The 19,288-nt window shown below is 68.5% G+C and carries 15 protein-coding genes, 2 rRNA genes and 1 riboswitch (1 of these 18 only partly in view); of the genes, 3 read left to right on the forward strand and 14 right to left on the reverse strand.

Translation table 11 applies throughout. The annotated features are described in order from the left end of the window. Positions 1-1,518 carry a glutamate--cysteine ligase gene (locus ACICHK_RS08115; protein ID WP_151470629.1) on the reverse strand — a complete coding sequence of 506 codons (1,518 nt, stop codon included), beginning with the start codon at positions 1,516-1,518 and terminating at the stop codon, positions 1-3. 549 nt (positions 1,519-2,067) lie between these two features. Between ACICHK_RS08115 and ACICHK_RS08120 the strand changes: the two genes are divergently transcribed. After that, positions 2,068-2,655, forward strand: a complete 588-nt coding sequence (locus tag ACICHK_RS08120) for a hypothetical protein (RefSeq protein ID WP_151470630.1) — start codon at positions 2,068-2,070, stop codon at positions 2,653-2,655. Positions 2,656-3,117: 462 nt separating this feature from the next. Further along, positions 3,118-3,324 carry a DUF5999 family protein gene (locus ACICHK_RS08125; RefSeq protein ID WP_103553081.1) on the forward strand — a complete coding sequence of 69 codons (207 nt, stop codon included), beginning with the start codon at positions 3,118-3,120 and terminating at the stop codon, positions 3,322-3,324. Between the two features lie 135 nt (positions 3,325-3,459). Here ACICHK_RS08125 and gcvP read toward each other — a convergent pair whose 3' ends face one another. Next, positions 3,460-6,345, reverse strand: a complete 2,886-nt coding sequence (gene gcvP / locus ACICHK_RS08130; protein ID WP_406836391.1) for an aminomethyl-transferring glycine dehydrogenase — start codon at positions 6,343-6,345, stop codon at positions 3,460-3,462. A gap of 178 nt (positions 6,346-6,523) precedes the next feature. After that, a riboswitch (glycine riboswitch) is annotated at positions 6,524-6,619 on the reverse strand. 114 nt (positions 6,620-6,733) lie between these two features. Between gcvP and ACICHK_RS08135 the strand changes: the two genes are divergently transcribed. Continuing rightward, positions 6,734-7,102 carry a PRC-barrel domain-containing protein gene (locus ACICHK_RS08135; protein WP_192582477.1) on the forward strand — a complete coding sequence of 123 codons (369 nt, stop codon included), beginning with the start codon at positions 6,734-6,736 and terminating at the stop codon, positions 7,100-7,102. A 176-nt stretch (positions 7,103-7,278) separates the two neighbouring features. On the opposite strand, the gene ACICHK_RS08140 is transcribed toward ACICHK_RS08135, so the two are convergent. From ACICHK_RS08140 to ACICHK_RS08195, 12 genes are all read right to left on the reverse strand, one after another. Beyond that, positions 7,279-8,775 carry a DNA polymerase IV gene (locus tag ACICHK_RS08140; RefSeq protein WP_406836392.1) on the reverse strand — a complete coding sequence of 499 codons (1,497 nt, stop codon included), beginning with the start codon at positions 8,773-8,775 and terminating at the stop codon, positions 7,279-7,281. Between the two features lie 74 nt (positions 8,776-8,849). Continuing rightward, positions 8,850-9,524 carry a MerR family transcriptional regulator gene (locus tag ACICHK_RS08145; protein WP_103553077.1) on the reverse strand — a complete coding sequence of 225 codons (675 nt, stop codon included), beginning with the start codon at positions 9,522-9,524 and terminating at the stop codon, positions 8,850-8,852. A gap of 216 nt (positions 9,525-9,740) precedes the next feature. Then, entirely contained in the window at positions 9,741-10,214 is a 474-nt protein-coding gene (locus ACICHK_RS08150) for a bifunctional nuclease family protein (RefSeq protein WP_006123076.1), read from the reverse strand. Positions 10,215-10,299: 85 nt separating this feature from the next. Then, entirely contained in the window at positions 10,300-11,055 is a 756-nt protein-coding gene (locus ACICHK_RS08155) for a MerR family transcriptional regulator (RefSeq protein WP_151470634.1), read from the reverse strand. A 42-nt stretch (positions 11,056-11,097) separates the two neighbouring features. Further along, positions 11,098-12,054, reverse strand: a complete 957-nt coding sequence (locus ACICHK_RS08160) for an FHA domain-containing protein (RefSeq protein ID WP_406836393.1) — start codon at positions 12,052-12,054, stop codon at positions 11,098-11,100. 61 nt (positions 12,055-12,115) lie between these two features. Continuing rightward, a complete protein-coding gene (locus ACICHK_RS08165; protein WP_406836394.1) occupies positions 12,116-12,961 on the reverse strand; it encodes a DUF881 domain-containing protein in 846 nt (281 codons plus the stop codon). A 5-nt stretch (positions 12,962-12,966) separates the two neighbouring features. Next, positions 12,967-13,299 (reverse strand): small basic family protein, encoded by a 333-nt coding sequence (locus tag ACICHK_RS08170; protein ID WP_003988855.1) that lies wholly within the window; start codon positions 13,297-13,299, stop codon positions 12,967-12,969. Then, a complete protein-coding gene (locus ACICHK_RS08175) occupies positions 13,296-14,201 on the reverse strand; it encodes a DUF881 domain-containing protein (protein ID WP_406836395.1) in 906 nt (301 codons plus the stop codon). Before ACICHK_RS08175 ends, ACICHK_RS08170 begins: the two co-directional genes overlap by 4 nt. A gap of 98 nt (positions 14,202-14,299) precedes the next feature. After that, entirely contained in the window at positions 14,300-16,795 is a 2,496-nt protein-coding gene (locus ACICHK_RS08180) for a sugar phosphate nucleotidyltransferase (RefSeq protein ID WP_406836396.1), read from the reverse strand. Positions 16,796-16,910: 115 nt separating this feature from the next. Next, positions 16,911-17,519 (reverse strand): CDP-alcohol phosphatidyltransferase family protein, encoded by a 609-nt coding sequence (locus tag ACICHK_RS08185; protein WP_406836397.1) that lies wholly within the window; start codon positions 17,517-17,519, stop codon positions 16,911-16,913. Positions 17,520-17,692: 173 nt separating this feature from the next. Further along, positions 17,693-17,809: ribosomal RNA gene (gene rrf / locus ACICHK_RS08190) — 5S ribosomal RNA — on the reverse strand. An 89-nt stretch (positions 17,810-17,898) separates the two neighbouring features. Then, a 23S ribosomal RNA gene (locus ACICHK_RS08195) occupies positions 17,899-19,288 on the reverse strand (it continues 1,733 nt past the right edge of the window).

Genomic DNA, 19,288 nt, shown 5'->3' on the forward strand with positions numbered 1-19,288 from the left:
TCACCCGAGCGGGACCGGTTCCGGCAGGCCCACCGGCCAGGTGTGCACGGGATCGCCGAGGTGCATCAGCTCGCCGTAGCGCCGCGTCGTCGCGGCCAGCGCGGCATCGCGGCCGAGTCCCTTCTCCAGGGCCCGGTGGAAGGTGGCCGCCTGCCAGGTCGCGCCGTTGACGCGCAGTCTGCACCGGTCCTCGATCACGCCCAGGTAGAGGTCCCGGTCGGCGGGCTCGACACCCCAGGCGTCCAGGCCCGCGGCCGCCAGCGGCAGCAGCTCGTCGCGCACCAGGTTCACGGCGTCCACTTGCGTGGTCCCGCCGTAGCGGCCGCGACGCGGCCACTCCAGCCGCGCGTCGATGCCGTACCGGCAGGCCGCGTCGAAGTTGGCGGCGGCCGCCTCGAAGGACATCCGGGTCCACACCGGACGCTGCTCCTCGGCGAGCGCGCGGACCAGGCCGTAGTAGAAGGCCGCGTTGGCGATGACGTCGGTGACGGTCGGGCCCGCGGGCAGCACCCGGTTCTCGACGCGCAGATGCGGGACGCCGTCGGCGATGCCGTACACGGGCCGGTTCCAGCGGTACACCGTGCCGTTGTGCAGCACCAGTTCGGCGAGTCGGGGCACGCCCCCGGCGTCGAGGACGGCGAGCGGGTCCTCCTCGTCGCAGATGGGCAGCAGGGGCGGGAAGAACCGCAGGTTCTCCTCGAAAAGGTCGTACGCCGAGGTGATCCACCGCTCACCGAACCAGGTGCGCGGCCGGACTCCCTGGGCCTGCAGCTCCGGCGGCCGGGTGTCGGTGGACTGCAGGAAGAGCGGGGGCCTCGACTCCCGCCACAGCTCGTGCCCGAACAGGAAGGGCGAATTGGCCCCGATCGCGATCTGCGGGGCCACGACGGCCTGCGCCGCGTTCCACACTCCCGCGAACATGTCCGGTGTGACCTGGAGGTGCAACTGCACGGAGGTGCAGGCCGCTTCGGGCACGATGGAGGTCGATCTGCAGACCAGACGCTCCACACCGTCGATGTCGAGTTGGAAATCCTCCCCGCGCGCGGCCAGGATCTGATCGTTGAGCAGGGTGTACCGATCGGCGTCCGACAGGTTCGAGGACACCAGATCGTCCTGGCCGAGCGTCGGCAGAATACCGATCATGATGATTCCGGCGTCGACCTCGCTGGCTTTCCTGTGGGCATAGGCGAGCGAGGTGCGGATCTCCTCGGCGAGCCTGTCGAATACGCGGCCGCCCAATCGGTGCGGGGCTATGTTGACTTCCAGGTTGAACATGGCGAGCTCCGTCTGGAAGTCCTGGCTCGCAATCCTTTCGAGCACTTGCCCGTTCATCATTCTGGGCAAACCGTCGGGACCCGCGAGATTCAATTCGATCTCCAGGCCCATCAGGTTCTTCGGACGGTCGAACCGCTTCTCCTCCAGCAGTCGCTCCAGCCCCGTCAGGCACTGTCGCAGCTTGTCGCGGTGGCGCTGCCGATCGGACAGCCCGAACGTCCCTGCCACGACCTTCTCCCCCATCGAAGCGTCCCTCCTCGGATGGGCAGGCCGGCGTTGCGGCCCTGGCGTCCCGGGTTACGGGGGATGATGCCCAGGCAAGACGATCCATAACGTCCCGCGCACGCCCTTCGACCGCTAGTCTGGACATCGGCCCCGGGCACATTCACGAGGCATGGGGCATTCAGCAAGTTTACCGGCCGGAACGATCTCGTGAAAAACACCGACGAGAATCGGCCGACCGCTCGCGCGAAGCGTTCCGAGGTCACCGCGATTCGATCGCGCAGAACCGGGATGAATCTCTCGTTTCATCGACCGGATATCGACTTGTTCCGCGTATTCAGGAAGACTAGACGAAACACCGCCTGAACACGTGTCGTATAAACTCCGCTACCGAGGCAGAGAGTTGGCGCTCGCGGTCCCAGGTCCTGTCGTCTCGGTGACGGCGGCAGGCGACATCCTGTCGGCAGATCCAGACCCCTCGCCCCACCTCTGACCCGAGAGCTGACAGCGCCGTCCGCCCCCGCCCCCGCCCTCGCGCCACTGTGCCTGTCGAATGAGAGGCGACCCACCATGCCGCTGCACGTACCCCCGGCTCCCGCGCCCGCCCTGCGCACCGTCCTCACGGCACTCGGTTCCCCCACCGCTGTCCGCGAAGCCCGTACCCCGTCCCTGCGCCTGGCCCAGGGACCCGTCACCCCCGAACTCCCGCTGCCCGTCCACGTCCTGGATCGCATCACGCCCGCGGGCGCCTCCGCCACCCGGCTCGCCGGATGGCGTTTCCTGATCCGCAGCGGCGACCGCGCGGTGGCCGCCGCCGACACCATGCTGACCGCGGACGGCTGGGCCTTCTCGCACTTCTTCGAGGGCCCCTACGTCACCGCCACGGAGCACGCCCTGCGGCAGGCCGAGACCATGCAACAGCCCTACCAGGCACGCCTGCTGTCCGTTCCCGAGCTGTACATGCTGACCCTCTGGCTGCACGGCGACTGCGCCGCGGACGGTGCCGCCGGCCATCCGGCCGCCACCGACCTCCTGGTGCCGCTCGCCCCCGCCCCGCCCGGCATCGCCGCGCACCGGCCGTACCTCGTCACCGAACTGCTGCCGGTGCTCACCCACAGAGTCACCCCGGCGCCGCTCCTCAGCTCGCCCGCCGCCTGAGCCCCATACCTTCCGTCCGTACCTTCCGTCCGTACCTTCCGTCCGTACCTTCCGTCCGTACCTTCCGTCCGTGCCCCGCAGACCGTGTCCCGCGGACCGTGCCCCGCGGAAATAAACCCGGCTGCGGGGCACGGCGCTGCCGACAACCCCGGGCGGCACTCGCTCGTTAGGGCTTCCAGCCGCTCGTACGAGGGAAAACGTGCTCCGCGCCCGATCGGACTAGCCCGTTCCGGCCCCCTCGAACCACCCGAAAGGACGGCGCAGTTGGGGTGAACCCTCCGCACGGGTGACGCGTCCTCAACCTGTGAGAAGCGGTGCCCTCAAATCCCTGCGGATCGGCGCCCGTGGGGCAACACTGGATTCCGGACCACACATCGACGGGGGGCGGCGATGAGTACCTCGAGCCGCAAGACAGACACCACAGCCATCACTCAGATCTCGACCCAGCGAAAGATCCCATCCATGTGCCAGCACCAGCCACTGTGTCCCTCAGCCGAATCAGCCGACCGGGAGTCCGCCCGCCTCGTGGCGCACCATCCGGAGCAGGGGTGGAGCCTGCTGTGCAACGGCGTTCTGCTCTTCGAGGACACCGGTGAGCTCCTGCCCGACGGCCGGATCATCGCCCCGCGCCGCCCGCTGGACGGCGCGCAGGTGATGACGGCCGCCTGAGCCGCACGACCCGGACGGCCGTGACGGGCCGCCCGGACACATGAGGGGCCGGCCCGGAGACGTGCTCTCCGAACCGGCCCCGACGCATGTACGAGGACGGTCACTCCCCGTAGGCGTCCACGTGCCGAGCGCCGATCAGTCCTCGTAGGCGTCCAGCGGCGGGCAGGAGCAGACGAGGTTCCGGTCGCCGTACGCCTGGTCGATGCGGCGCACCGGCGGCCAGTACTTGTCGGCGGCCGAGACACCGGCCGGGAAGACGGCCTCCTCGCGGCTGTACGGGTGCTCCCAGTCGCCGCCGAGCGCGGCGGCCGTGTGCGGCGCGCCCCGCAGCGGGTTGTCGTCCGCGCTCCACTCGCCGGCGCCGACCTTCTCGATCTCCGCGCGGATCGCGATCATCGCGTCGCAGAAACGGTCGAGCTCGCCCAGGTCCTCGGACTCGGTGGGCTCGATCATCAGCGTGCCGGCCACCGGGAACGACATCGTCGGCGCGTGGAAGCCGTAGTCGATCAGGCGCTTGGCGATGTCGTCGACGCTCACGCCGGTCGCCTTGGTGAGCGGGCGCAGGTCGATGATGCACTCGTGCGCGACCAGGCCGGCGGGGCCGGTGTACAGCACCGGGTAGTGCGGCTCCAGACGCTTGGCGATGTAGTTGGCGGAGAGCACGGCCACCTGCGTGGCGCGCTTGAGGCCCTCGCCGCCCATCAGCCGGACGTACGACCAGGAGATGGGCAGGATGCCCGCGGAACCCCAGGGAGCGGCCGAGATGGGGCCGACACCGGTCTCAGGACCGGCCTCGGGCTGGAGCGGGTGGTTCGGCAGGTACGGCGCCAGGTGCGCGCGCACACCGACCGGGCCGACGCCGGGGCCGCCGCCGCCGTGCGGGATGCAGAAGGTCTTGTGCAGGTTCAGGTGCGAGACGTCGCCGCCGAAGTGGCCCGGCTTGGCGAGGCCCACCAGGGCGTTGAGGTTGGCGCCGTCGACGTAGACCTGGCCGCCGGCCTCGTGCACCTGGGCGCAGATGTCGGCGACGTGCTCCTCGAAGACACCGTGCGTGGACGGGTACGTGATCATCAGCACCGACAGCTCGTCGCGGTACTGCTCGATCTTGGCGCGCAGGTCCTCGACGTCGATCTCTCCGTCGTCCGCGGTCTTCACGACGACGACCTTCATGCCGGCCATCACGGCGCTGGCGGCGTTGGTGCCGTGCGCGGAGGACGGGATGAGGCAGACGGTGCGCTGGTCGTCGCCGTTGGCACGGTGGTAGCCGCGGACGGCCAGCAGACCGGCCAGCTCGCCCTGCGAACCGGCGTTGGGCTGGAGCGACACCTTGTCGTAGCCCGTGACCTCGGCGAGCTGGTCCTCCAGCTCGTGGATGAGCGTCAGATAGCCCCGCGCCTGGTCGGCGGGCGCGAAGGGGTGCAGCTGGCCGAACTCGGGCCAGGTGACCGGCTCCATCTCGGTGGTCGCGTTGAGCTTCATGGTGCAGGAGCCCAGCGGGATCATGCCGCGGTCGAGCGCGTAGTCGCGGTCGGAGAGCTTGCGCAGGTAGCGCAGCATCGCGGTCTCGGAGCGGTGCTCGTGGAACACGGGGTGCGTGAGGTACGCGTCGGTGCGCAGCAGCGCGGCCGGCAGGGTGTCCTCGGTGCTCGCGTCCAGCGCCTCGATGTCGCCCTCGACACCGAACGCGGCCCACACCACGGCCAGCTGCTCGCGCGTGGTGGTCTCGTCGCACGAGATCGACACCTGGTCGGCGTCGACGAGGTGGAGGTTGACGCCGTTCTCGCAGGCAGCGGCGACGATGCCGGCGGCACGGCCCGGGACCCGCACGGTGAGCGTGTCGAAGTAGGCGCCGTGCACGAGCTCGGCACCGCCCGCGGCGAGTCCGGCGGCCAGGACCGTGGCGTAGCGGTGGGTACGCCGTGCGATGGTCCGCAGGCCCTCGGGGCCGTGGTAGACCGCGTACATGCCGGCCATGACGGCGAGGAGCACCTGGGCGGTGCAGATGTTGCTGGTCGCCTTCTCGCGGCGGATGTGCTGCTCGCGCGTCTGCAGGGCGAGGCGGTACGCCTTGTTCCCGTCGGCGTCCACGGAGACACCGACGAGACGGCCGGGGAGGCTGCGCGCGAACTTCTCGCGGACCGCCATGTAACCGGCGTGCGGGCCGCCGAAGCCCATCGGCACGCCGAAGCGCTGGGTCGTACCGACCGCGATGTCCGCGCCGAGCTCACCGGGCGAGGTCAGCAGGGTCAGGGCGAGCAGATCGGCCGCGACGGTGACGACGGCGCCCAGCTCGTGCGCCTGCTCGACGAGCGGCTTGATGTCGCGTACGGCCCCGGAGGCGCCCGGGTACTGGATCAGCACGCCGTTGATCTCGCGCCCGGCGAGGTCGGCCGGGATGCCGTCGGAGAGGTCGGCGACGACGATCTCGACGCCGGTCGGCTCTGCGCGTGTCTCTATGACGGCGACGGTCTGCGGCAGCGCGTCCGCGTCGACCAGGAAGAGGCCCTTCTTGTTCTTGCCCATGCGGCGGGACAGCGCCATGGCCTCGGCGGCGGCGGTGCCCTCGTCGAGGAGGGAGGCGCCGGAGGTGGGCAGCCCGGTCAGCTCGGCGACGACGGTCTGGAAGTTCAGCAGCGCCTCGAGGCGGCCCTGCGAGATCTCCGGCTGGTACGGCGTGTACGCGGTGTACCAGGCCGGGTTCTCCATGACGTTGCGCAGGATCACCGGGGGCGTGAACGTGCCGTAGTAACCGAGGCCGATCATCGAACCGAGCACCTGGTTGCGGTCCGCGAGGGAGCGGAGCTCGGCCAGGACCTCGGCCTCGGTGCGGGCGGCCGGCAGCTTCAGGGCCTCGACGTTCTTGATGACGTCCGGCACCGCGGCGGCCGTCAGCTCGTCGAGCGAGCCGTATCCGACCTGGGCGAGCATCTTGGCCCGCGCCTCGAGGTCGGGACCGATGTGACGCTGCTCGAAGGGAATTCCCTGTTCGAGCTCGGAGAGCGGAATGCGATGGGCGGTCATGGCGGAGGCCTCCTGGTCTGACGCGACCTTCGAGGGGCACCCCGGCACGGGCACCCCGACGGCCTCCCCCTCTGTCATCTCAACCTGAGAGTTTCACCGGATGGTCCTGCGGACGACCCGGCTTTCACCGTCGGTGAGAGCGGAGGCCATCGACACCCGCCCTGCTTTCCAGAGTGACCTCGTCCGTGCGGTACGTGGGCCTGAGAGATTCCGGGGAGGATTTGCTCCTTCGGCGCCTCCGACCAAATCCGGAGGACTCTCCCGCACGGGATCAGCAGCCGCTTGCCAGCCTACCAGCGAGGACAAGACGGAAGCCTTCGAGTGGCCGCCTTCACAAAAGTGCCCTTTTGTAGTACTTACGGATGAGTTTGCGACCACTGGAGGGACCGTGCAGACCGACATCGATCCGCGCAACCTGATCGGCCGCAAGGCGTTCGACAGCAACGGCACCAAGATCGGCACGATCGACGAGGTCTACCTCGACGACGCGACCGGTGTCCCGGAGTGGGCGGCCATACGCACCGGGTTGTTCAGCAGGGACGCCTTCGTGCCCCTGGAGCCCAGCGAGATCGTCGAGGGAGCCCTGCGCATCCCCTTCGACCGGGCCCTGATCAAGGACGCCCCCGACTTCGGCGTCGGGCGCCACCTCTCCCCCGAACAGGAACTCCAGCTCTACCACCACTACGGCCTCGACGTGGCGTCCCCTCCGCCGCCCGACCGGGACTTCGGCCGCCTGGCAGGCTCGGAAGACGCCTGACCCCCGAACCGAACCGTCCCGCTCCTGCCTCTCGGGCCCCGGCCCCACGTCCCCGTCCCCGGGACGGACGGTCCGAAGACCGATGTCCGGCCCGTCGGCCCGACAGCCGGGGTCCGCGCGTTCCGGCCTCCGGCACCGACGCCCGAGGCCGGTCGCCCGGCCTCCGGCTCCAGCGGTCAGGGGGCCGTCGGCCCGGCTCCGGACACGGACGCCCCGGGATCCCGCGTCCCGGCCCCGGACACCGACGGCCCGGGGCCTGCCGTCCCGGCTTCCGGTGCCGACGGCCCCGAACCGGGCGGCAGCCCCTCGGCGTCATCGGGTCCTCGCTCCACCAGGGGCAGCGGGTCGGCCGGTTCCAGCCGCGGGTCGTCCGTCCGGAAGGTGCGTACCCGGCCGGGCCCGGACCAGGGCGTCTCGAACCGCACCGTGACCCGCCCCAGCCCGCTCCCCTGCACCCAGCCGTGCCCGTACTCGGCATGACGCACGTCGTGCCCGGAGGGCCACCGCCGCTCCGCGGGCACCGCCTCCTCGGCCACGGCCGCCGGTTCGGCCGGCTCCTCCGCGGCAGGCTCCTCTGCCGCCGGCTCCCCCACGGCCGCGGCCTGTGCCTGCGCGAACAGGTCCTCCTGCGTGTAGTCGGCGAGCCCCGAGACGCCGACCCCCAGCAGACGGACACCGCCGGTCGTGTCCACGCCCTCCAGCAGCCGGGCGGCCGCCTCCCGGACGACGCCGGGGTCGTCCGTGGGCCCCCGCAGCGTCTCGGACCGGGTCAGCGTCGAGAAGTCGTACCGGCGCACCTTGAGCACGATGGTCCGGCCCGACAGCCCGGCCCGGCGCAGCCGCTCCACACACCGTTCCGCGAGCCGCTGCACCTCCAGCCCCACCCGGACCCGGTCGTGGATGTCCACGTCGTACGTGTCCTCGACGGACACCGACTTGGCCTCCCGCTCGGCCACCACGGGCCGCTCGTCGTGGGCCAGCGCCATCGCGAACAGCGCGTGCCCGTGGGCCTTCCCCAGCAGCCGTACGAGCTCGTCCTCGCCCGCCTCGGCGAGTTCCTCGACGGTGGTGATGCCCGCCCGCCGCAGATGGTCGCCGGTGGCCGGCCCCACGCCCGGCAGCGTCCGCACCGTCATCGGTCCCAGCAGCGCCCGCTCGGTGCCCGGCTCGATCAGGACGAGGCCGTCGGGCTTGGCCTGCTCCGAGGCGATCTTCGCCAGCATCTTGGAGGCGGCCAGCCCCACCGACCCCGTGAGTCCCGTGACGGCCCGGATGTCCGCGCGCAGCTTGGCACCGGTCAGCCGCGCCGACGTCTCGTCCCACGCCGCCCCGCCCGCCGCCAGGTCCACGAACGCCTCGTCCAGGCTCAGCGGCTCCACCAACGGCGACAGGGCCCGCAGCAGCCCCATCACCTGCTCGCTGATCTCTCGGTACAGTCCGAAGCGCGGCACGAGATAGGCGGCGTTCGGTGCGCGCCTGCGGGCCTGGGCCATGGGCATGGCCGAGTGCACCCCGAAGACGCGTGCCTCGTACGAGGCGGTGGCGACGACCCCACGGGGCCCGAGCCCGCCCACGACGACGGCCTTCCCGCGCAGACTCGGCTTGGACGCCTGCTCCGCCGAGGCGTAGAAGGCGTCCATGTCGAGATGCAGGATCGTGGGCGCGGTTCTCACGTGTCCGATGCTGCCCTACGCCACTGACAACGCCCCCGGCAGGCCCGGGGCGCCATGCCGTCGGACGCGGCGCGTCACACCGCGCGGTTGCGCCTGCGCGCCAGTTCGTCGGCGGGATGGTGCGCGAGGAGCGTCTCCCCGGTGTCCACGCGCTCTCCGTGCAGCTGGGACAGGGCGCCCTCGACGTCCCGCCACACCACGCCCACGGCGATGCCGAAGACGCCCTGACCGCCCTGCAGCAGCGCGTGGACCTCGTCCGGGGACGTGCACTCGTAGACCGTCGCGCCGTCGCTCATGAGCGTCATGCGCTCCAGGTCCTGGAAGCCGCGCTCCCTCAGGTGCTGGACCGTGGTGCGGATGTTCTGCAGCGACACCCCGGTGTCGAGGAACCGCTTGACGATCTTCAGGACCACCACGTCCCGGAAGCTGTACAGGCGCTGTGTCCCCGACCCGTAGGCGGGACGCACGCTGGGCTCGACCAGACCGGTCCGGGCCCAGTAGTCCAGCTGCCGGTAGGTGATGCCCGCGGCGGCGCACGCCGTGGGCCCCCGGTAGCCGACCTCCTCGGGAGCGGTCCCTTCCTCGTCGGGCACTGCCGCCGGCCTCAGTGGAACATGATCGGCCGCGCTGCCATGCTGGGGGCGCCCCCTGCTCGAGCCGAGCCGAGAGCTTGGGGGAGGGTACGGGCCGCTCTCCCCCGGACCGCGTCCGGGAGCACCCCCAGCCGTACCGTCGCCGCTGCTTCTCACGCCGACCTCCGTCCTTGACCTGCCTTCTCGACGGTAGGCAGTCACCAGGGGCTCGTCAACGATCGCCACACTCGGCACGCCGAGTGATAATCACCCTAAGAGTGGTTTCCCGTGCCCTACCGCGGGGAAAGGCTAGCCGAATGCTCTCGGCGCGGGCCGCGGCACACCACACTCGCCGCGGGCAAATGCCCCGGAGGGATCCTCCACCAGGCCGTCTCACTGGCTGTTGGTGCCGAAGTCCTCGGGCGAGATCTGGTCGAGGAACTCGCGGAACTTCTCCACCTCGTCCTCCTGCTCGTCCGGGATGGCGATACCCGCGTCGTCGAGCACCCCGTCGCTGCCGTAGATCGGCGTACCGGTGCGCAGCGCGAGCGCTATGGCGTCGGACGGCCTGGCACTCACCTCGACCCCGCTGGCGAAGACGAGCTCGGCGTAGAAGACGCCTTCACGCAGGTCGGTGATGCGTACTTCGGTGAGTTCCTGGCCGACGGCTTCCAGCACGTCCTTGAACAGGTCGTGGGTCAGCGGCCGCGCGGGGGCCATGCCCTGCTGGGCGAAGGCGATCGCCGTCGCCTCCCCCGGTCCGATCCAGATGGGGAGGTAACGGTCGCCTCCCACTTCACGCAGAAGCACGATCGGTTGGTTGGAGGGCATTTCGACCCGGACACCTACGACATCGAGCTCGTTCACACAGCAACCCTAGGCCGTGCCCGGGACGTTTGGGTAGTCGGGCACAGAACGGGTGGACGATCCGCGCCCGCGCCGATGGCGCGGATCAGCGCAACCGCACACCCAGCGCGGTCTGCACCAGCGCCGCGTGCAGCTTCACCGTGAGACCCGCGAGCTCCTTCGTACGGGCCTCCGCGTGCGCCCGGGTCTGCGGGTTGCGGTGGCGCCGCAAGGGGGCGACCACCTGGTCCACCAGTCCCGCGTCGCGCTCCGCCGCGGCCTTCATCGCCCGCAGGTGACGCGGCTCGATCCCGAAGCGCCCCAGCTCGACGACGAGCGCGGCGACGGTCACCGCCTCCGCGTCGTAGACCCCGTCGGGCAAGGGGCCGATCAGTCCGTACGACTCCCACTCCTGGAGCTGCTGCTCACCGATCTCCGCGGCGGCCAGCAGCTCCTCACGGCCCACCCGGGCCACCGTGGGCCCCTCGGGCTCGCCGTAGAGCTCCCCGAGGGGTTCTCCCTCACCCGCGTCGCGCTGGCGGCCCACGGAGGGCAGGCGCACCTGCTCACCGCGCGCCAGGGCGTCCAGGTGCTCACGGATCACCTTCAGCGGGAGGTAGTGGTCGCGCTGCATCCTCAGGACGTGACCGAGGCGCTCGACGTCGTCCGCGCTGAACTTGCGGTACCCCGAAGGAGTCCGCTGCGGCTCGACCAGCCCCTCGGACTCCAGGAACCTGATCTTGGAGATGGTGACTTCGGGGAACTCGTCACGCAGCAGGCTCAGCACCGCGCCGATGCTCATCAGCCCACTGTCCGCGGCGGCGGTGCCGCTGCCGGCACCGCCGCTCGGTGTTTGAAGCATGGACATTCCCTCGGTGTCCCCCCGGACGGAATTGGGGGAGGGTCAGATGCCCCGCTGGCTCGCGTAGAACACCAGCCGGTACTTGCCGATCTGCACCTCGTCACCGTTGGACAGAGGGACCTGGTCGATCCGCTCCCGGTTGACGTACGTGCCGTTCAGGCTGCCGACGTCGGCGACCGTGAACGAACCGTCCGCGACGCGACGGAACTCCACGTGCCGACGCGACACGGTCACGTCGTCGAGGAAGATGTCGCTCTGCGGATGACGCCCGGCCGTGGTCAGCTCACCGTCCAGCAGGAAGCGGCTGCCCGAGTTGGGGCCACGGCGCACCACCAGGAGCGCCGAACCGACCGGCAGCGCGTCGACGGCCGCCTGTGCCTCCGGGGAGAGCATCGGCGACGGCGTCTGGCCCGTCACCTCGGCGTCGTAGGCCTCGATGCCGGAGATGGAGATCGTGGACGTCGTCTCCGACGGACGCTCCGGTCCGCCCCGCAGCGGCGCACCGCAGTTGGAACAGAACCGGCTGTTCTCCGCGTTGCGGTTCCCGCACCTCGTACACACCTGGGCCGACATGGACGGATCCTCCTGCCGCGGCTGCCCACCAGGGGCATGGGACGCATACGGATCGGAGGCGAACCCTCCACCCGCGCTCGAGGCTGACGGTTCTCCGAAACCTATGCGGCCGGGCTGGCCAGGGTCAACAGACGACGCGCCCTGACCACCAGGACCGGCGACCTGGTCCCGGAACAGCGGACGGTCACCTCCCTGGGCCTCCGCGTCTCCCTGACGCGGTGCGCGGTGACGGGCAGTCGCGTTGTCGCCACTGTCCTCTCGCGTGCTCTTGCCGAACAACTTCGCAAACAACTTCACGGGCGATTCCCCTTGACCGAAACAGACCCGCCCGTGGGGCAGGACGAACCCTGATTGAACACACCGGTCGACCCGGACACCCTCACAACGTCCGTATCCACCAGACAGTTTCCACCACGCACCACCCATTCGGTGCGCCGACCCCCCGCAACCTCCTGCCCTCGCCCGACAGCCCTCATCCGACCGCCGTTCACCGGGAGGACGACCGAGCGTAGTCAGGCCGCTCCGCCGGTCGCAAGGCATCGACGACGATCTTCGTCGACCGGTCCACCGTGACGGTGGCCTGCTCCTTCTCCAGTGTCTGCACCACGCCTCCCGGAATGTTCAGCGCCGGCTCCAGGTCCTGCGGCTTGCCGATGACCTTGAAACGATAAGGCTGGGTGATCTTGTTCCCGTCGACCTTCACTCCGCTTCCGGAATCGGCCAGATAGGTACCGGCGACCACACGCACGCCGTTCACCTGGATCGCCTCCGCACCGGCGGCGCGCAGCTCCTGGACGGCGTCGAGCAGCATGTCCGCTTTGACCGTTCCCTTCGCGTCGTCGATCGTCAGGGTGATGCCAGGCCCCTGAGCGGCCACGGTGCCCGCCAGGATGCCGAGTTGCTTCTCCTTCTCGACCGTCTGCTTGCGGGCCTCCTCGGCCTGGTCCGAGCTGTTCTCCAGCTCGGTGCGCTGGTCCTCGAGGCCCTGCTTCTCGTCTTCAAGACGCTGAGTTCGGCTGTCGAGTTCATCGAGGATGCGCACGAGATCCTCCTGACGCGCGCCACGCAGCGCGCTGTCGCCGTCGCTGTTGGACGCCACCTGGACGGCCAGGCCGAAACCGAGGCCGAACAGCAGCACGGCGACGATGAGTTGGGCACGCGACACCCGCGGCGGCCACAGCCCGGCGACCAGCCTCTGGCGGCCGGACAGCGACGGCGCGTCACCCTCCTCGGCCGGCTGCGGCTCGGGCTCCTCCACGGCCGCGGGGACCTCTTCCGGCAGCTCCTTGCGCAGCGGGTTCTCGGGGGTCCCGTCCTCGTTCTCGTTGCTCATCGGCCTCACGCCCGGAACACGTGCCGACGGATGGCCGCGGCGTTGGAGAAGATCCGGATGCCGAGGACGACCACGACACCCGTGGACAGCTGGGCCCCCACGCCCAACTTGTCACCCAGGAAAACGATCAGTGCGGCGACGACCACGTTCGACAGGAACGACACCACGAAGACCTTGTCGTCGAAGATGCCGTCGAGCATCGCGCGCAGACCGCCGAACACGGCGTCGAGCGCCGCCACTACGGCGATCGGAAGGTAAGGCTCGACGACCGCCGGGACCTCGGGCCGGACCAACAGTCCAGCCACGACTCCCACGACGAGGCCCAGTACGGCGATCACGGTGTGCCCTTCTCTGTTCTCGGCTCTGCTGTACGTACGATCACACTCGGTGCGGCGGACAACCGGACGTCCCCCTCGGCGGAGATGCTGGTCCTGATGCCGTAGTTCTCCTGCAGGGCATGCAGATACAGTCCGTCGTCGCTGTTCTGGAACCTGGTGCTGAGCCGCTGGCCGTCCCCCACCGCGAGCACCGTGTACGGCGGCACCAGCGGCTTGTTGTCGACCAGTATCGCGTCACCCGCGGCCCTGATGGCCGACAGGGCGGTCAGCCGCTGCCCATTGACGGAGATGGCCTCGGCTCCGGACTCCCACAGCCCGTTGACCACGCGCTGCATGTCACGGTCCCGCACCCGTCCGGTGTCGGAGAAACCCGAGGTCTCCCGCGGATTGCCGGCATCACCGCCCGCACTGGCCTCCTTGGCGTCGTCGACGACGAGCTTCACGCCCGGTCCGTGCACATCGGTGGCGCCGGACAGGATGCCCACGAGGTCGGCCTGGTCCCCGCCGTCCTTCTTCAGCGCCGCACGCTGGCGGGCGCTCACATCGGCGCGCAGGGTGTCGACGCCGCTCTCCAGCTTGTCCGCGGCCGCCGTCTCCCGCTCGATGCGGTCGATGAGCTCCTGGCGCTCCTTGGCCACGACGGGGGCCGCCAACCGGGCGTTCGCCGCCCCCACCGTGACCACGAGCGCGGCGAGCACCAGCCCCGCGGCGAGGCCCATCTTGGCCCGCAGCGTCTTCGGCATGCCGCCGGCACCCTCCGCCTCCCTGCGGGCCGCCGCTTCGGCGTACCCCTCGTCGAGGCTGTGGTCCATGACGTTGGTGAGCAGCGACATGGAGGCGTCCGGGCGCGAGGGGCGTGGAGCGCTGCTCCGAACGGGGGGCTGCTGCGGCATGCCGCACATCGTCGCACGTCGCGGGTACTACCTCCGAATGGCCCCACCGACGTGCCGGACAGGCCCCCTTGGGGGCACTTGTCCGACACGTACGAGTGAAGATCGTTTCAGCGGCCCGCGCTGTCCACGACGGCCGACCACTCGTCGAGCAGAGCCTCCGCGGAAGCGTCGTCAGGGCCCTCCGCCCACAGATGCGTGACAGCCTCGGCCGGATCGGGCAGCACCATCACCCAGCGTCCGTCCGCCTCCACGACCCGGACGCCGTCCGTCGTGTCCACGAAGCGGTCTCCCGCCTCCTCCACGACCCTGCGCATCACCAGCCCCTTCACGGCCCACGGGGTCGCGAGATCCCGCTTGAGGACGTGCGCCCGGGGAATCCGCGCGTCGATCTGGCTGAGCGTGAGCTGTGTCCGCGCCACGAGACCGATGAGCCGTACGAACGCGGCCGCACCGTCGAAGACCCCGCTGAACTCGGGAATGATGAAGCCGCCGCGCGCGTCACCGCCGAAGATCGTCGACTCCTCGCGGCCGACCCGGGTCAGATCGTCCGGCGACGTGGTCGTCCACTCCACCTGCGTGCCGTGGTACGCCGCCACCTGCTCGGCGATCCGCGTGGTCGTGACCGGAAGCGCCACCCTCCCGCTGCGCCGCTCCGCGGCCACCAGGTCGAGCATCACGAGCAGGGCCCTGTCGTCCTCGACGATCCGCCCCTTCTCGTCGACGAGCGAGAGCCGCTCGCCCACCGGGTCGAAGCGCACCCCGAACGCGGCCCGCGCCGACGCGACGATCTCGCCCAGCCGCACCAGACCGGCCCGGCGCGTCTCCGCCGTCTCGGTCGGCCTGGACTCGTCGAGACCGGGGTTGATGGTGAGGGAGTCCACACCGAGCTTGCCCAGCAGGCTGGGCAGCACCAGTCCGGCGCTGCCGTTGGAGGCGTCGACGACCACCTTCAGCCCAGAATCCGCGATCCCGGTGGTGTCGACATTGCGCAGCAGCGATCCCGTGTACGAGTCGTAGACGCTCGCCGGGAAGTGCAGGTCCCCGATCTCGCCGGGGAAGGCACGCCGGTACTCCTGTCGCGCGAATACCCGGTCCAGCTTCCGCTGGCCACCCTGCGACAGGTCGGCACCCTGACCGTCGAAGAACATGATGTCGACGGAGTCGGGCACCCCGGGTGTCGTCCGGATCATGATTCCGCCCGCACTGCCCCGGGCCGTCTGCTGCCGGGCCACGGGCAGCGGCACGTTCTCCAGGTCGCGTACGTCGATGGCGCTGGCCTGCAACGCCGAGATCACCGCCCGCTTCAGCGCACGAGCGCCTCGGGAGTGGTCGCGGGCCGTGGTGACGGTGGAACCCTTCTTGAGGGTCGTCGCGTAGGCACCGGCCAGGCGCACGGCCAGCTCCGGGGTGATCTCGACGTTCAGGATCCCGGAGACGCCACGAGCACCGAAGAGGTGTGCCTGGCCGCGCGACTCCCAGATCACCGAGGTGTTGACGAAGGCACCGGCCTCGATGGTCTTGAACGGATAGACGCGGACGTTGCCCTGAATGATCGATTCTTCACCGACGAGGCACTCGTCGCCGATCACGGCTCCGTCCTCGATCCGGGCGGCCCGCATGATGTCCGTGTTCTTTCCGACCACACAGCCGCGCAGATTGCTGTGCTGCCCGAGGTACACGTTGTCGTGCACGACGGCGCGGTGCAGGAAGGCGCCGCTCTTGACGACGACGTTGGAACCGACGACGGTGTGTTCGCGGATCTCGGCGTTCGCCTCGACCTTGGCGTAGTCACCGATGTAGAGCGGCCCGCGCAGCACGGCGTCGGGGTGCACCTCCGCGCCCTCGGCCACCCATACGCCCGGGGAGATCTCGAAGCCGTCGAGTTCGACGTCGACCTTGCCCTCCAGGACGTCGGCCTGGGCCTTCACATAGCTCTCGTGAGTACCGACGTCCTCCCAGTAGCCCTCGGCGATATAGCCGTAGACGGGCTTGCCCTCCTTCATGAGCTGAGGGAAGACGTCGCCGGACCAGTCGACGGAGACATCGGCCTCGACGTAGTCGAAGACCTCGGGCTCCATGACGTAGATGCCCGTGTTCACGGTGTCCGAGAAGACCTGGCCCCAGGTCGGCTTCTCCAGGAAGCGTTCGACCTTGCCTTCCTCGTCCACGATGGTGATGCCGAATTCCAGCGGATTGGGAACACGCGTCAGGCAGACGGTGACGAGGGCGCCCTTTTCCTTGTGGAAGTTGATGAGTTCGGTGAGATCGAAGTCGGTAAGGGCGTCACCGGAGATGACGAGGAAGGCATCGTCCTTCAACGCCTCCTCGGCGTTCTTGACGCTGCCGGCGGTACCAAGTGGCTTCTCCTCATTGGCATAGGTGAGCTCCATGCCGAGCTCCTCACCGTCACCGAAATAGTTCTTGACCAATGAGGCCAGGAACTGGACAGTGACGACGGTTTCATTGAGCCCATGCCTTTTGAGCAGCCTGAGCACGTGCTCCATGATCGGGCGGTTCGCCACGGGCAGGAGCGGCTTGGGCATGCTCGAGGTCATCGGGCGAAGGCGTGTGCCTTCGCCTCCGGCCATCACGACGGCCTTCATGTCGGAAGCGTCCTCCTTGAAGAGACGACGGTACAGCCGACTTCACCCGTCCTGATTGTCCCGCAGTTTTCGAGCGGGGGCCATCGGGGCACTACACAGCCCAATCGGACCGGGCTCAATCGGTCATGGCGTCCGCCCTGATCAACCGGCGGACCTGCACCACGTAGAGGACTCCTGCCCACCAATAGAGGGTTGTACCCCATCCGGCGAACGCCCATCCGAAAATGGCGCCGAGTGTCGCGATCCAACCGCTCGCATCACTGAGCAACAACAACGGGAAGGCGTACATCAGGTTGAAGGTGGCCGCCTTCCCGAGGAAGTTCACCTGCGGGGGCGGATAGCCGTGGCGCCGGAGGATCCACACCATCACCAGCAGAACCAGCTCGCGTGCGAGAAGCGCGGCCGTGAGCCAGATCGGAAGAATCTCGCGCCAGGTGAGTCCGACGAGCGTCGACAGGATGTAGAGCCGGTCGGCCGCGGGATCCAGCAGCCGGCCGAGGCTGCTGATCTGGTTCCAGCGCCGGGCGAGCTTGCCGTCCAGGTAGTCGGTGACACCGCTCAGCATGAGGACGAGCAGCGCCCAACCGTCGCTGTTGGGACCACCGAACTCCGGCCTGAGGATCAACCACAGGAAGAGGGGTACGCCGGCGAGGCGCGCCATGCTGAGGATGTTCGGGATGGTGAGGACCCGGTCCGTCTGAACGCGGGTCTCCTGGACCTCCACCCGGGGGCCTCCTGTGGGAAACGAGCCAACGATGCCCCCTGACCTTACCCGCAGCCCGGGCGCCACAGCGCAGAGGGGGAGGCAGGAGCGGGGACGTCATCGGAAGATTCTGCCGGAAAACAAAAAAGCTCCGGCTCTCGGGTGAATTCCCGAGAGCCGGAGCTCTAAATTTTGTTCGGCGGCGTCCTACTCTCCCACAGGGTCCCCCCTGCAGTACCATCGGCGCTGTGAGGCTTAGCTTCCGGGTTCGGAATGTAACCGGGCGTTTCCCTCACGCTATGACCACCGAAACTCTATGAAACTGTCAACCGGAGCCGAGGCCATACGGCTACGACGGTTGTTCGTGGTTTCAGAACCAACACAGTGGACGCGAGCAACTGAGGACAAGCCCTCGGCCTATTAGTACCAGTCACCTCCACCCGTTACCGGGCTTCCAGATCTGGCCTATCAACCCAGTCGTCTACTGGGAGCCTTAACCCCTCGAGGGGGTGGGAATACTCATCTTGAAGCAGGCTTCCCGCTTAGATGCTTTCAGCGGTTATCCCTCCCGAACGTAGCCAACCAGCCATGCCCTTGGCAGGACAACTGGCACACCAGAGGTTCGTCCGTCCCGGTCCTCTCGTACTAGGGACAGCCCTTCTCAATATTCCTACGCGCACAGCGGATAGGGACCGAACTGTCTCACGACGTTCTAAACCCAGCTCGCGTACCGCTTTAATGGGCGAACAGCCCAACCCTTGGGACCGACTCCAGCCCCAGGATGCGACGAGCCGACATCGAGGTGCCAAACCATCCCGTCGATATGGACTCTTGGGGAAGATCAGCCTGTTATCCCCGGGGTACCTTTTATCCGTTGAGCGACGGCGCTTCCACAAGCCACCGCCGGATCACTAGTCCCGACTTTCGTCCCTGCTCGACCCGTCGGTCTCACAGTCAAGCTCCCTTGTGCACTTACACTCAACACCTGATTGCCAACCAGGCTGAGGGAACCTTTGGGCGCCTCCGTTACTCTTTAGGAGGCAACCGCCCCAGTTAAACTACCCATCAGACACTGTCCCTGATCCGGATCACGGACCCAGGTTAGACATCCAGCACGACCAGACTGGTATTTCAACGACGACTCCCACCACACTGGCGTGCGGCTTTCACAGTCTCCCAGCTATCCTACACAAGCCGAACCGAACACCAATATCAAACTGTAGTAAAGGTCCCGGGGTCTTTCCGTCCTGCTGCGCGAAACGAGCATCTTTACTCGTAGTGCAATTTCACCGGGCCTATGGTTGAGACAGTCGAGAAGTCGTTACGCCATTCGTGCAGGTCGGAACTTACCCGACAAGGAATTTCGCTACCTTAGGATGGTTATAGTTACCACCGCCGTTTACTGGCGCTTAAGTTCTCAGCTTCGCCACCCCGAAGAGTGACTAACCGGTCCCCTTAACGTTCCAGCACCGGGCAGGCGTCAGTCCGTATACATCGCCTTACGGCTTCGCACGGACCTGTGTTTTTAGTAAACAGTCGCTTCTCGCTGGTCTCTGCGGCCACCCCCAGCTCAGAGTGCAAGACTCATCACCGGACGTGGCCCCCCTTCTCCCGAAGTTACGGGGGCATTTTGCCGAGTTCCTTAACCATAGTTCACCCGAACGCCTCGGTATTCTCTACCTGACCACCTGAGTCGGTTTAGGGTACGGGCCGCCATGAAACTCGCTAGAGGCTTTTCTCGACAGCATAGGATCATCCACTTCACCACAATCGGCTCGGCATCGGGTCTC

Origin of the sequence: Streptomyces sp. AHU1 (assembly GCF_045343905.1) — a bacterium.
Lineage (GTDB): Bacteria > Actinomycetota > Actinomycetes > Streptomycetales > Streptomycetaceae > Streptomyces > Streptomyces triticiradicis.

Bases quoted from the DNA above. Each gene is read 5' to 3' on its own strand.
- ACICHK_RS08180 (WP_406836396.1), bottom strand. From the start codon at position 16,795: ATGAAGGCCGTCGTGATGGCCGGAGGCGAAGGCACACGCCTTCGCCCG.
- ACICHK_RS08120 (WP_151470630.1), top strand. From the start codon at position 2,068: ATGCCGCTGCACGTACCCCCGGCTCCCGCGCCCGCCCTGCGCACCGTC.
- ACICHK_RS08155 (WP_151470634.1), bottom strand. From the start codon at position 11,055: ATGCTTCAAACACCGAGCGGCGGTGCCGGCAGCGGCACCGCCGCCGCG.
- ACICHK_RS08115 (WP_151470629.1), bottom strand. From the start codon at position 1,518: ATGGGGGAGAAGGTCGTGGCAGGGACGTTCGGGCTGTCCGATCGGCAG.
- ACICHK_RS08160 (WP_406836393.1), bottom strand. From the start codon at position 12,054: ATGGGTGGTGCGTGGTGGAAACTGTCTGGTGGATACGGACGTTGTGAG.
- ACICHK_RS08175 (WP_406836395.1), bottom strand. From the start codon at position 14,201: ATGTGCGGCATGCCGCAGCAGCCCCCCGTTCGGAGCAGCGCTCCACGC.
- gcvP (WP_406836391.1), bottom strand. From the start codon at position 6,345: ATGACCGCCCATCGCATTCCGCTCTCCGAGCTCGAACAGGGAATTCCC.
- ACICHK_RS08165 (WP_406836394.1), bottom strand. From the start codon at position 12,961: ATGAGCAACGAGAACGAGGACGGGACCCCCGAGAACCCGCTGCGCAAG.
- ACICHK_RS08125 (WP_103553081.1), top strand. From the start codon at position 3,118: ATGTGCCAGCACCAGCCACTGTGTCCCTCAGCCGAATCAGCCGACCGG.